The 13,078-nt window shown below is 56.3% G+C and carries 12 protein-coding genes; 8 read left to right on the top strand and 4 right to left on the bottom strand.

Going from position 1 to position 13,078, the window contains the following annotated elements; all coding sequences use genetic code 11:
* Positions 1 to 46: 46 nt before the first annotated feature.
* Positions 47 to 1,291, top strand: a complete 1,245-nt coding sequence (locus tag EI185_RS13845; RefSeq protein ID WP_124705738.1) for a lipoprotein-releasing ABC transporter permease subunit — start codon at positions 47 to 49, stop codon at positions 1,289 to 1,291.
* The gene (lolD, locus tag EI185_RS13840; protein ID WP_124705737.1) at positions 1,284 to 1,964 is read left to right on the top strand and encodes a lipoprotein-releasing ABC transporter ATP-binding protein LolD; all 681 of its coding nucleotides are present in this window, start codon (positions 1,284 to 1,286) and stop codon (positions 1,962 to 1,964) included. Before EI185_RS13845 ends, lolD begins: the two co-directional genes overlap by 8 nt.
* A 118-nt stretch (positions 1,965 to 2,082) precedes the next feature.
* Here lolD and EI185_RS13835 read toward each other — a convergent pair whose 3' ends face one another.
* Complete coding sequence (locus EI185_RS13835; RefSeq protein ID WP_124705736.1) at positions 2,083 to 3,243, bottom strand: aminotransferase-like domain-containing protein; 1,161 nt, start codon at positions 3,241 to 3,243, stop codon at positions 2,083 to 2,085.
* 50 nt (positions 3,244 to 3,293) lie between these two features.
* On the opposite strand from EI185_RS13835, the gene EI185_RS13830 reads away from it, so the two are divergent.
* Positions 3,294 to 3,812 (top strand): MarR family winged helix-turn-helix transcriptional regulator, encoded by a 519-nt coding sequence (locus EI185_RS13830; protein ID WP_223247852.1) that lies wholly within the window; start codon positions 3,294 to 3,296, stop codon positions 3,810 to 3,812.
* A gap of 65 nt (positions 3,813 to 3,877) precedes the next feature.
* Here EI185_RS13830 and EI185_RS13825 read toward each other — a convergent pair whose 3' ends face one another.
* Positions 3,878 to 5,086, bottom strand: coding sequence for a GGDEF domain-containing protein (locus EI185_RS13825; protein ID WP_124705734.1), 1,209 nt, complete (start codon positions 5,084 to 5,086; stop codon positions 3,878 to 3,880).
* A 325-nt stretch (positions 5,087 to 5,411) separates the two neighbouring features.
* On the opposite strand from EI185_RS13825, the gene EI185_RS13820 reads away from it, so the two are divergent.
* The 3 genes from EI185_RS13820 to EI185_RS13810 are packed head-to-tail and all read left to right on the top strand — an operon-like array spanning position 5,412 to position 8,838.
* The gene (locus EI185_RS13820; protein WP_223247851.1) at positions 5,412 to 5,936 is read left to right on the top strand and encodes a hypothetical protein; all 525 of its coding nucleotides are present in this window, start codon (positions 5,412 to 5,414) and stop codon (positions 5,934 to 5,936) included.
* Positions 5,936 to 7,216: an EAL domain-containing protein gene (locus tag EI185_RS13815; protein ID WP_124705732.1), complete on the top strand. Its 1,281-nt coding sequence runs from the start codon at positions 5,936 to 5,938 to the stop codon at positions 7,214 to 7,216. The genes EI185_RS13820 and EI185_RS13815 overlap by 1 nt, the downstream gene beginning before the upstream one ends.
* Positions 7,213 to 8,838 carry a sensor domain-containing diguanylate cyclase gene (locus EI185_RS13810; RefSeq protein ID WP_124705731.1) on the top strand — a complete coding sequence of 542 codons (1,626 nt, stop codon included), beginning with the start codon at positions 7,213 to 7,215 and terminating at the stop codon, positions 8,836 to 8,838. The genes EI185_RS13815 and EI185_RS13810 overlap by 4 nt, the downstream gene beginning before the upstream one ends.
* A gap of 1 nt (position 8,839) precedes the next feature.
* On the opposite strand, the gene EI185_RS13805 is transcribed toward EI185_RS13810, so the two are convergent.
* Both EI185_RS13805 and EI185_RS13800 read right to left on the bottom strand, forming a co-directional pair.
* Complete coding sequence (locus EI185_RS13805; protein WP_124705730.1) at positions 8,840 to 9,484, bottom strand: hypothetical protein; 645 nt, start codon at positions 9,482 to 9,484, stop codon at positions 8,840 to 8,842.
* Positions 9,485 to 9,618: 134 nt separating this feature from the next.
* Positions 9,619 to 10,527, bottom strand: coding sequence for a cation diffusion facilitator family transporter (locus EI185_RS13800; protein WP_124705729.1), 909 nt, complete (start codon positions 10,525 to 10,527; stop codon positions 9,619 to 9,621).
* A 152-nt stretch (positions 10,528 to 10,679) separates the two neighbouring features.
* Here EI185_RS13800 and EI185_RS18455 point away from each other — a divergent pair, with 152 nt between their 5' ends.
* Together EI185_RS18455 and EI185_RS13790 are read left to right on the top strand one after the other, a co-directional pair.
* The gene (locus tag EI185_RS18455) at positions 10,680 to 10,772 is read left to right on the top strand and encodes a DUF3460 family protein (RefSeq protein WP_124705728.1); all 93 of its coding nucleotides are present in this window, start codon (positions 10,680 to 10,682) and stop codon (positions 10,770 to 10,772) included.
* A gap of 271 nt (positions 10,773 to 11,043) precedes the next feature.
* Positions 11,044 to 13,078: cation-translocating P-type ATPase (locus EI185_RS13790; RefSeq protein WP_223247850.1), on the top strand; the 2,035-nt coding region annotated here is incomplete at its 3' end.

Genomic DNA, 13,078 nt, shown 5'->3' with positions numbered 1-13,078 from the left:
TGCGCCTGTGGCACACTGCTGGCAGCAAATTCAACTCAAATTTCCCGTGCGCCCATACGAACTTTACATTGGCTTGCGCTATACCCGCGCCAAGCGTCGCAATCATTTCATTTCCTTCATTTCGCTGATTTCCATGCTCGGCATTGCGCTGGGCGTGGCGGCGCTGATCGTCGTGCTGTCGGTGATGAACGGTTTTCAGGATGAACTGCGCAGCCGCATTCTGGGGGTGGCGGCACATATCGAGATCACCGGTTTCGACAATACTCTCGGCGATTGGCAAAAAGTCGCGGCAGAAAGCCGCAAGGAGCCGGAGGTGCAAGCCACTGCGCCCTATGTGATGGGGCAGGGCTTGCTGGCCTACGATCAGGCAGTGCAGGGCGCGGTGGTGCGCGGCATCCTGCCGGATCAGGAAGACAGCGTGACTGACATTGGCCACAAGATGCGCGTGGGCAGCCTCGCGGCGCTGCGTCCCGGCGAGTGGGGGATCGTGCTGGGTGCCGACCTGGCGCGCATACTGGGGGCGCAGCTGGGCGATAAAGTGACGGTGATTACGCCACAGGGACAGATCACTCCGGCGGGCATGATACCGCGTCTGAAGCAGTTCAAGGTGGTGGGCATTTTCCAGATCGGCATGTACGAGTACGACTCCGGCCTGGCGCTGATCAATCTGCAGGATGCTCAGAAGCTGTTCCGCACCGGAGACCATGTCTCCGGCCTGCGCCTGAAACTTGACAACCTGGATCGCGCGCCGGAAGTAGCCAGAAAACTCACCACCATGTTGAATGGCGATTATTCCATCCGCGACTGGACGCAATCGCACACCAGTTTCTTCAGCGCGGTGCAGATGGAAAAACGCGTGATGTTCATCATCCTGCTGCTGATCGTGGCGGTCGCCGCATTCAATATCGTTTCCACGCTGGTGATGGTGGTCACCGATAAACAGCCGGACATCGCCATCCTGCGAACGCTGGGCGCATCGCCGGGCAGCATCATGAAAATTTTCATGGTGCAGGGCGCGATCATCGGTTTGATCGGCACCGCCATGGGATTGCTGTCGGGCGTATTGCTGGCACTCAATATCGGCACAGTGGTACCGTTCATCGAACGCACCTTTGGCGTCCATTTTCTGTCGTCCGACGTGTATCAGATCAGCGAGCTGCCCTCCAAACTGGAGTGGCACGATGTATGGGTAATTGGCATCGTGGCGCTGGTGTTGTCCTGGCTGGCGACTATCTACCCGAGCTGGCGTGCATCGCGCACCAATCCTGCGGAGGCTTTGCGCTATGAATAAGCAAGTGATTGCCTGCCGCGACCTGAAAAAAACCTATCGCCAGGGCAGGCTGGATGTACAGGTGCTGACCGGCGTCAATCTGGTGGTGGAAGCGGGCGAGCGCATCGCCATCATGGGCGCCTCGGGCTCCGGCAAATCCACCCTGTTGCATCTGTTGGGCGGACTGGACGACGCCAGCGGCGGCAGCGTGGAAATCATGGGGCGAGACATTCAGCATCTGGGCGAAACCGAGCGCGGCAAGCTGCGCAACGAATCGCTCGGCTTCGTCTACCAGTTTCACCACCTGCTGCCCGAATTCACTGCGCTCGATAACGTCGCCATGCCGCTGCTGATCCGGCGCATGCCCACCGCAGAAGCGCGCGAACGCGCCGCCAAGGTACTCAAGGAAGTCGGCCTCGCGCATCGTCTCGACCACTCCCCCGGCGAACTTTCCGGCGGCGAGCGTCAACGTGCCGCGATTGCCCGCGCGCTGGTTACGCAACCTGCCTGCGTGCTGGCGGATGAGCCGACCGGCAACCTCGATCGCCATACCGCCGAGGGCATTCAGGAACTGATGCTGGCGCTGAATCAACAGCACGGCACCAGCTTTCTGGTGGTTACCCACGATCCTGATCTGGCCGGACGCATGCAGCGCGTGTTGCAACTGGCGGATGGGGTGCTGGTGCAGGGTTGAGATGACTAGCGTTGCAAATTCCGGAATGCGATGTGGGCAAGCTGGATTTCGGAAACAGACTGAAAAATGGGATACAGCACAATGCCATGGAGGATGGATTTATCCTTGCCAGCATGGTTCAAATAAAGCCGCGAACCAACGCGGCCAGTTTTCCCAGGCCTAACTCGGCCTGCGCCTCGCTGGCATGGCTGAAATTGAGGCGCAACTGACCGCAACTGTCCACATCCACAGGCAGGAATGGTTCGCCAGGCATAAAGGCGACACTCTCTTCAATAGCCTCGGACAAAAGTTGGCGCGTATCGATGCGGCGATTAAGGGTGAGCCAGAAGAACAGACCGCCCGGCGGTGTCTTCCAACTGGCGAGATCGCCAAAATGACGCCGCAATGCCATCTCGAAGTTATCTCGGCGCTGGCGATAGCGTTGCGCCAGTTCGTCCAGATGTCGGCTACGCGCCGGATCATTCAACTGCTGCAGCACCAGCCACTGGCTCACCCGGTTGCTGTGCAAATCGGCTGCCTGCTTGAGGCTCGTGAGAAATGGCAGTAGATCCGGTGAAGCGGCGAGGTAGCCGAGGCGCAACCCCGGCGCCAGACTTTTCGAGAACGATCCCTGATAAATCCAGGGCGCTCGTTGCAAACGGCCGCACACCGGGCCGCGCTCACAGGAGTCATACACCAGATCACGATAAGGATCATCCTCAAACAGTGGAATCCGGGCGGCATCGCAGGCGGCGGCCAGAGCGTCGCGCTGGGTGGCATCGAGGCAGCGGCCGCTCGGGTTCTGAAAAGTGGGAATGGCATAGGCAAAAACCGGCTTTTCGCGTTGCATCGCATGCACATCCAGTTTCTCTGCGTCGTAGGCAACAAAGCGCGCACCGAAGAAACGGAATACCTGCAAAGCCGCCAGGTAGGTGGGCGACTCCACCGCCACCGCGGTACCAGGGTCGATGAACAGTTTGGCGACAAGATCGATACCTTGCTGCGAACCGGAAAGAATCAACACCTGTTCGGCCGTGCACTGCAAACCTCGCTCTTGCAGTTCTTCGGCAATTCTCTGACGCAATGCCCACTCGCCTTCGCTGGGGCCGTATTGCAGGATTTCCTGCGGCATGCTGTCCAGATTGAATCTGGGAAAGCTGTCTAGCGCTGGTAGCCCACCCGCAAAGGAGATCATGCCCGGCCGATTGACGACAGACAGAATTTCGCGGATCGGGGACGGATGCAAATAGCGGGTGCGAGTAGAAAAGTGAGCAGGATGAGTGGGTGGGGAGGGATTCATGGCAGTCGATCCATAATGTCAATAAAGTTGACCTATAGACATCCTAATGAATGCACGCTTATCATGTCAATATGGTTGACCCAATAGCCACTGCCGATATGCAGTCCAATGACAACGCCAAGGCTACCGATACGCACTCGTCCAAGTCGCCCGAAACCGCATTGCGCCTGGCCATAGAGCAGTTTTACTTCGGCTACCGCGCCTTTACTGCACCCCCAGACCGCATTCTCGATCAGCGTGGTTTGGGTAGAGTCCATCACCGCATACTCTATTTCGTTGGCCGTAACCCGCAGATTTCGGTTAATGCCTTGCTGAGCATACTCAATGTCAGCAAACAAGCCTTGAACGCGCCTTTGCGGCAGTTGATCGCAATGCGTCTGGTGGTGATCAATACCGCGGAGCACGATCGTCGTGTTCGTCAGCTGTCTTTGACCCCTATGGGTCAGAAACTGGAAGCACAACTTACCGGCACCCAGATGAAACTGTTACAAGCAGTTTTTGAAGAGGTTGGTGAAAGTGCCACGGCGGGATGGCATCAGGTGATGCACAACTTGAGCAAAAAGGACTGAACGCAGCCTCGATTTCGAGTCGCCAAACTTACCGGGAATTGATCGTCAGCGGGCCTGGAGCTTTGTCATTCTGGTAAAGGCATTACCAATTCCGGCACACTGGACATGATGGCGGAATGGGTCACTACGCGATTGCGGCCTTCCTGTTTGGCGTGGTAGAGGGCCTTGTCTGCGGCAGAGACGAGTTCATTGAATTCCAGGCCGACACGTTTCGAATCGGCTACACCGATGCTGATTGTGCTGTGCAAAACCGCACCGCCGAACTCCATGGTCAAGGAGGCATAAGCCTGCCGCAGGCGGTCGGCCAGTACTCTGGCTTTTTCTTCAGTGGTGGATGGAAGCAGAATGCAGAATTCTTCCCCGCCATAACGGGCAAAGTAATCGTCGCGACGGATGGAATTCTGGGCAACTTCGGCCAAACGTCGCAGGACTTTGTCTCCCACCTGATGGCCGCACTGGTCGTTGATCGCCTTGAAGTGGTCGACGTCTATCATCATGATCGCCAGCGTATCGCCATAACGCTGACACCGTGCCTGCAGGCGGATAGCCTCCTGTTCCAGGCTGCGCCGGTTGAGTGCGCCGGTCAAACCGTCGCGCAAGGCAATTTTTTGCATTTCCAGAATGAGGCGATAGTTCAGCATGAGTACGAAACCAAAAGGCACGCACATCAGCAGCAGGCTGCCGAACAGAAATCGTATGGGAATAAAAGGTACCTGCGGGTAAAGGCCGACAAAGGCATCGGGTGGCGCATGAAATATTGTGGCCAGTCGGATCAGCGATGCCACGCCAAGCAAGGCAAACGATGCACCCGTAAACCAATATGCGGTGCGCAGCGGGGGTTCGATATTGATGAGCAGGGCACGGGCGCAGATTAGATTGATCAATGCGAACACCAGCGTATTGGCGATGGATCGCGCAGCGGCGTCGTAATGCAGAAATGTGAACCAGACGCTCAGCACAAATGCCAAGCCCACCACTGACAGGGGAATACGCCAATCGATGTACTCTTCCTTGAATGCCCGTATTCCTGCAAATTGCAGGCCGCTACCTGTCATCACCAACACGGCTCCCCACACCATGATCCAGCCATTGGTCAAGGCAGGCAGCTGTGCAAATATAATATAGCTTGCGAGGCTGTGACACATGCTCGCCATTGCCCACAGGCGCACACCACGAATATTCCCGGCCTGAAAACTAGCCATTCCCAGCAATCCGGAAAGCAGCAGCGTCAGTACGGATATCATCAACATCATGGTGCGAAGATCAAGACTCATTTCTTAATTGCTCTTATTTCCAGTTTGTGTCTGCGCAACATTATGCGGCAATTCAGCCCCGCGGCGGCACCGATTTTTTCCTTATTTGTTCATGATTTTTTTTTGGAGAATGGCAGTAAATTTGGATGAAACACGATTTGAGCAATTTTCTGTGGATCCGCAATATTGCTCATTGTTGGTGCAGTGCATGTGCCTTTCTGATGCACAGATTCCATATGAAAATATTACGATGTTTTCTATTCAGCAATATCAATATATTGCGATTTAATTAGGTCAGGTATGTTATTTGCTTAGCGCAAACAGCCTTCAACTCAACAAAATTGCAATGAAAAATAGTTCTGACAAGGGACATGTCAATACAAGGCATGTTATGCATCCATCGTATCTTGCTCAACCTATGCAAGGCTTGCATAAGAATCGACAAAAGCTTCATGGAATAAAGACTGCTTATGACAATCTGGCGCTGCTCGGGCAATTACTGTGCACGGGAACGGACACTACGGGTATGCGTCCAAATTTTAACGAGCGGCCGGGTGTATTGCCTAGCCAGCTAACCCGGGAGTTTCGCAAGAAAGCGATACCGGGTATTGGCTCCAATGCCAGAGTGGCCATCGATCTCCTCCTCTGCAACCCATTCGAGCGGGCTGCTGATAATGGATTTCTGGCTACTGACAGGGATATCCGTTCTTTCGCCGAGGCGGTAGAACAGGATCCGGACCTTGCTGCAGACAAGGATCGAGTAAGCGCAGTGCATGCCCGGTTCACTGAAAACGTGCGCAAATATTCTGTTTATGAACTTGCGGCTCACCCTAAATACCGGATATTCACAACTCGAATGAGTACTCAATAATGAGTCTTCGTTTTTTATCGGATACAAAATATGCTCAACTATCACTCGATACGATTGAATTATCGATTGCTCAAAATGGCAGGAATGTGAATGGGCTGTTCGGAGGCCTCAGCTTAACCAGCGCATTTCAACCAATATTCAGCATTACCCACCGCAGACCAGTCGGATATGAAGGGCTGTTGCGCGCATTCGAGCCAAACGGCACGGCTGTCTCTCCCCTAGAAGTGTTTCATTCCATCCAGACTGAATCCGAAGCGATCTTGCTGGATCGCCTTTGCAGAAATCTGCACCTTCGTAATTTTCTGAGCATGGCCGATGAGACCAGCTGGATTTTTATCAATGTGAGTCCGCAAGTCATTGTTAATGGCAAGCATTATGGCGCGTATTTTTCTGATTTACTCCAGCGCTACGGTATACCGCCTCATCGGATTGTCGTTGAAATTCTCGAAGGTGGAATTCACGACGAGGCTTTATTAGCTGAGGCGGTCGGCTACTACAGGGAATTGGGTTGCCTGGTCGCCATCGATGATTTTGGTGCCGGCCATTCCAATTTTGAACGTATCTGGCGTATAGCCCCTGATATTGTGAAGCTAGATCGTTCGGTCATTGCCCAGGCAGCGCAAAATCGCAGCGTCGCACGCGTGCTGCCCAATCTGGTGAATTTAATCCATGAGTCAGGTAGCCTGGCCCTCATTGAAGGTGTTGAAACAGAAAATGAGGCGTTGATCGCCATGGACTCCGGGATTGATTTTGTTCAAGGCTTTTATTTCGGCAGGCCATCGGAAGAACTCATTCAACCAGGCGCCGAGGATAATCGCATCGCCGAGCTGTGCGGAAAATTCAAGACCTATTCCGATGACTTGGAAGCCCGGCAGAGAAAAGAACTGACCCAGTATGTGGAAGCCTTCAAGCGTTCCGCAAGCCGCATTCAGGCGGGTGCCTGCATTGAACAGGCCTGCGCCGAGTTTCTCGGACAGGAAAGAGCCGAGCGCTGCTTCATGCTGAATGCCGAGGGCATGCAGTTAGGCAAGAGTCATGTGTCCAGATATCGGGAAAACAAAATGGACCCCCGCTTTCTGCCCGTATCCAATGCAGAAGGGGCCAATTGGTCAAGGCGCCATTATTTCCGCCGTGCGGTCAACAACCCGGGAGAAGTTCAGACCACGCGCCCCTATCTTTCCGTCGCGGAAGCGAATATGTGCATCACGCTATCGATTGCAATTCAGGCCGATGAGGACACCCGTGTTTTTTGTTGCGATCTGGATTGGCGCGGAACATGACCCAACGCGATATGAAGAAACGCGGATACGTTGAAAAGTTTCACTGGCCGGTGATTGCTGTATTGTGTGCATCCCTGGCTGTGACGCTGGTTATCAATTCACCTGATAAATGGATTTGGGTCAACATTCCTTTCCATTCGGTCATCGAAACAACGGGTGCCTTCGCTGCGCTGGCGCTTGCCACACTCCTGGCATTCCTGCATACCAGTTCTACACCTTCCTACCGTATCAGCACGGCTATGGGTTTGGCAGCCATGGGCATGCTGGACCTGTTCCATGCCGCAACAGCGCCCGGCGACGCGTTTATCTGGCTGCATGGTCTGGCTACGGCATTGGGCGGTCTGTGTTTTATGGGTATTTATTTTCAAGATTTGCGATTCGGGAATAGAGCCCGATTTGTGTTCCCGGTATTGGCTGGTGTGAGTGCGGCCGTTATGGGGTTGCTGATTATCCGTTTTACCGCCTTTTTGCCGCATGCGTTGCTGGACAATCAATTTGCTTCTGCCACGTCGGCGCTCAACACTCTTGGCGGCTTCATGTTTCTTGCTGCGGCGCATCGATTTTATTCAATCCAGCGTACCCAACCATCTCCCGAGGTGCTGCTTTTTACCGTGATGAGCCTCATGTTCGGGATTGCCGGTCTTGCTTACGCCTTTTCGAACCTATGGGATGCCACCTGGTGGATGTGGCATTTTCTGAGGCTCTTTGCTTATGCCCTGTCGCTAGGCTATGTTGCTGTTCTGTTTCTGGAAATTTTCAAAAATCTGCACGACAACGAAGCCTTGCTGAGAACCGTGCTGGACAGTCTGGCCAGTGGCATTGTCACCGTCGATGCCCATGGCACGATTACGTCGTGCAATCCAGCGCTGGAACAAATGTTCGGCTATCGCTCCGGAGATCTTAACGGAAAGAACATCACGTTGTTAATGAGCCACGCGTATGACTCGGCAATAGGCCAGCGCGCCGATGGTTCCTGCTTTCCGATGAACGTCGACCTCAGCCCGATAACACAGAATAACAACAAGCTATTCATACTGCAGATAACGGATATTACCGAGCACAGAATGAGAGAGCAAAAGCTTAGCTATCAGGCGCACCATGACACGCTCACCCAGTTGCCAAACCGCTTGTTGTTCATGGACAGGCTTTCGCAAAGCATTGCCCAGGCGCACCGCCATGAACAGAATTTTGCGGTGATGTTCCTCGACCTTGACAATTTCAAGCTGGTCAATGACAGACTGGGGCATCACGTGGGTGATCGTTTGCTGGAGCATGTCGCGAAACGCCTGAATGGGTGTATCCGGGAAGGTGACACGGTGGCGCGTCTGGGAGGCGACGAATTTGTACTGATCGTTTTGGATGTCTGCAACATCGAAGATTGCGAAACTGTAGCCAGAAAGATCATGAAGGATATTTCTGACGGGTTTGAAGTGGAAGGGAAGCCACACCGGATTACCTGCAGTATTGGCATCAGCCTGTATCCGCAGCACGGTGTAGATGCCGACACCCTGATCATCCATGCGGACACCGCAATGTACCAGGCAAAGATGGGGGGGCGGAACAACTATTGCCTATACAGTATTCCCGAGAAAATGGCGTTAACCAGCCTGTCATGCACGTGAGTTAGCTGGTTTTGTCGCTGTCATCTTGCGGATCGCCGTCGTGTAATTTGCGTCCCTGATCCGTTTCTTTGGCGAGTTCCGCCCGGAATTCCTCGAGTTTGGCATGGAAGTCATCCGCTTCGCCGTAAGCCAAAAAATGCGCGTAGCGTGCATGGGCGCCGAGCATTTTGCGGGCATGCTTGATGGGGCAGAAATATTGCTCGGTGCGTGCCGTGATTTCTTGCGCATAGCCAAGCAACCCGACCGCGTACGAGCAATACATGCAATCCACTTTCTCGATGATGTTCAGATAGGCCAGATGCTGATGATCCAGCGCGATGTAGTCCGCGCGCCGCACTCTGGCAACCCTGTAAATGGGGAAGCAGGTCAGCTGATAAAAGCTGATGCACAGATCGAACAAGGCTAATGGAACGATCATGCCGTAGATGATGGGGGCGGTGAGATAGTTTAGCGGGCGGACGGTCAGGAACCAGCGAAAAATCCCCATTCTGGCTTTGCGGTGCGTTTCACTGACGGCATGCTCGAAGCTGATGCGCTTGTCTTCGAAACGGTAGTGCAAGCGCTCCTGCTGCTGTTCGACGGCTGTTTGCAGTTCATCTTCGAGTGCGCTTATCTGGTTGAGAATCTGGCGAATCCGGTTGTTCATGGAAACCTTCACTGGCATGTGCGGACGACATACGCATTCGCGCATACGGGAGCGCAGTATAAGCACAATCTGCCGTTTGTTAATGAGGCATTTCGGCCAAGGGTCGCCATGCACCTATCCATCGGCCAACAGATTTAATCCGCCAGACGATCCAGTTCCTGATCCGCCAGGGAGGCGGGATCTTCCTTCGGTTCCAGGTGGGTGGTGATGTGAGCGTGCGGCACGGCCTGGCGGATATCGGCTTCGATCCGTTCCGACCAGTCATGTCCATTCTGGACCGTCCAGGCGCCAGGCACCAGGACATGCAAGGTGACGAAAGCACGGGTGCCGGCCTGACGCGTGCGCAAGGCGTGGAACTCTAGCCCCTGCTGACGGTAGCCATCCAGTACTCTTTCAATCGCCTTCAGTTCTTCCTCGGGGATGGAAACATCCATCAAGCCCGCGGCGGAGCGCTGCAGCAGTTGCCACCCGGTCCACACAATATTCATGGCCACCAGGATGGCAATTACCGGGTCGAGCCAGATCCAGCCCGTCACCCACACCAGTCCGACCCCTGCGATGACCCCCGCTGACGTCCAGACATCGGTGAGCAGGTGGCGCGCGTCGGCTTCCAGGGTGATGGATTTGTATTTTTTGCCCACCCCCATGAGGATGCGCGACGTGGCCAGATTAATCACCGAAGCAGCCACCGACACCGCCAGCCCGATGCCCACTGCTTCAATCGGCTGCGGATTGAGCAAGCGCTCGATGGCTGCATAGGCGATGCTGACAGCGGCGACGAGGATGAGAAAGCCTTCGAATGCGCTGGAAAAGTACTCTGCCTTTCCGTGTCCGTGCGCATGGTTGTCGTCCGCCGGCAAGGCCGCCAATGACAGCATGGCCAGCGCCATCATCGCCCCCGCCAGATTGACGAAGGACTCGAGTGCATCGGAAAGTAATCCCACTGAGCCGGTGAGTCGCCAGGCCCAGCCCTTGAGCAGGATTGTGACCAGGGCTGCGGCGATGGAGAGCCAGGCGTAGCGTTTGAGGGAGGCAGGCAGCATGTCGGTTCTTCTTCGCGGGGGAGATTGAGACTTTTTTTTCAGACTCGAATCCATTAGACCATTTTTATTCTACCCGTGGGGGTGGGTGGTCCCGCATCTGGAAATTGAAAGCCGCTATCATATGCGCATTCGTCTGGAAAAGGAGGCGAAGGATGAAGAGTGATGATGTTTCTGAATTCACGCTTTTCATGAGCCAATACTTGGCAAAACATCCGGAAGTAGTCGACGATCAGAAACGCGGATGAGGCATATATTGGAACCGTAAAGTAGATCCGGCGGCGTTGGAGAAAGTGCACCATCCCGTGGATCGGGAACGTCGCCACCGGCTCATATGCCGACGGTGAGCGCAGTCTGCGCACAAGCTTTTCATCCGAAGATAAAAAATCAACTGCGCATAATGCCTATCCCAAATTCAGCGTTCCACGCATGCTGCCGTGGCGGCGACGCCGATGGGTCTTTGCATACTGCGCTTTCTTGCATATCCTGACGGCATCCCACCCTGCGCCGCACGATGCCATGTCGCCCGCCCTAGACAATACCGAGCCTGTCCTCACCGGCCTCACCCAGCACGAGGCGGCCGAGCGTTTGCGCACGGAAGGCTACAACGAGCTTCCCGGCACGCGGCGGCGCAGCCTCGGGATCATCGCCCTGGAGGTGTTGCGCGAGCCGATGTTCGTCCTGCTGATCGCGGCGGGGGGAATTTATCTGGTGTTTGGTGATATCCACGAAGCGCTGATTCTGCTGAGTTTCGTGTTTGTGGTGATGGGCGCCAGCGTGTACCAGCAGCGTAAAACCGAGCGTGTGCTGGAAGCCTTGCGCGACCTCACCAGCCCGCGCGCGCTGGTGCTGCGCGACGGGATCGAGCAGCGTATCGCCGGGCGCGAGGTGGTACGTGACGATCTCCTGCTGTTGACGGAGGGCGACCGGGTCGCGGCGGATGCGGTGCTGCTGTCGTGCAATGACCTGGCGGCAGACGAATCGGTGCTGACCGGCGAATCCATGTCAGTGAACAAAATTCCCTGGGACGGCGCCATGCCGATGACGCGGCCGGGCGGGGATGGCCTGCCTTTCGTGTATGCCGGTAGCGTACTGGTGCAGGGGCAGGGAATGGCGCGCGTGACGGCTACCGGGGAACGCAGCGAGATCGGCCGCATCGGTCGCGCGCTTGGACAAGTGACGCCCTCCGCCAGCCCGCTGCAGCGTGAAACCGTCCGCCTGGTGCGGGTGCTGGCGTTAATCGGCGTTGCGCTGGCGCTCATGGTGATTGCACTCTACGGCTTCACCCGCCACGACTGGTTGGGTGCGCTGCTGGCGGGCATCACCCTGGCGATGGCCACCATCCCGGAAGAATTCCCCGTGGTGCTTACGGTATTTCTCGCTCTGGGGGCGTGGCGCATCTCGCAGCACCGGGTACTGACCCGGCACGTACCCGCTATCGAAACCCTGGGTGCGGCCACGGTGCTGTGCGTGGATAAAACTGGTACGCTCACCCAGAACCGCATGAGCGTGGCTGCACTGTGCGTCGACGGACAGATGCACAAGGTGGATTACGCGCTGCCCGACAGTCTGCCGGAAGCTTTCCACGCGCTGGTCGAGTTCGGTATTCTGGCCTCCGAGGTGGCGCCTTTCGACCCGATGGAGCGCGCGTTCCACCAGCTCGGTGCGAATTTCCTCGCCGATACCGAGCACCTGCATCACGACTGGACACTGGCCCACGAGTATTCGCTGACGCCGCAGTTACGTGCCATGTCCCACGTCTGGCAGGCCGCCGGCCGGGATGAATATGTGGTGGCAGCGAAAGGTGCGCCCGAGGCCATCGCCGACCTGTGCCATTTCGATGCGGCGCAGCTGGACGCGCTGGCGCTGCAAATCGCCAGCCTGGCGCAGCAGGGTTTGCGTGTGCTGGCGGTGGCGCGTGCCGATTTTCGCGGCAGCGAATGGCCTGCGTTGCAGCACGATTTTCCATTTCAGTTTGTGGGACTGATCGGGCTCGCCGACCCGGTACGCGCAGACGTGCCTCGAGCCATCGCAGAATGTCGTGAGGCAGGCATCCGGGTGGTGATGATTACCGGCGATTATCTGGGTACGGCACAGGCGGTGGCGCGGCAGGCTGGGTTCGACAGTGCGGCCGACGCGATGACTGGCGACGAGCTGGCGCTGCTGGATGACGCAGCACTGCAGCGCCGCATCACCACGGTCAACGTGTTCGCGCGCGTCACACCGGAGCAGAAGCTGCGCCTGGTGCAGGCGTTCAAGGCCTGCGGCGAAGTGGTGGCGATGACCGGCGACGGCGTCAACGATGCGCCCGCGCTGAAGGCCGCCCACATCGGCATCGCCATGGGTGCCCGCGGCACCGACGTGGCGCGCGAGGCAGCCGATCTGGTGCTGCTGGACGACGACTTCGACTCCATCGTGCAGGCGATCCGGCTGGGGCGCCGTATTTACGACAACTTGCGCCGCGCGATGGCCTATATCCTGGCGATCCATGTGCCCATCGCCGGCATGTCGCTGATCCCGCTGTTGTTCGGCTGGCCGCTGATGTTTTACCCGG

Origin of the sequence: Sulfuriferula multivorans (assembly GCF_003851125.1) — a bacterium.
In the GTDB taxonomy this organism is placed as follows: domain Bacteria; phylum Pseudomonadota; class Gammaproteobacteria; order Burkholderiales; family Sulfuriferulaceae; genus Sulfuriferula; species Sulfuriferula multivorans.
This window is presented reverse-complemented; position numbering and strand designations above follow the sequence as displayed.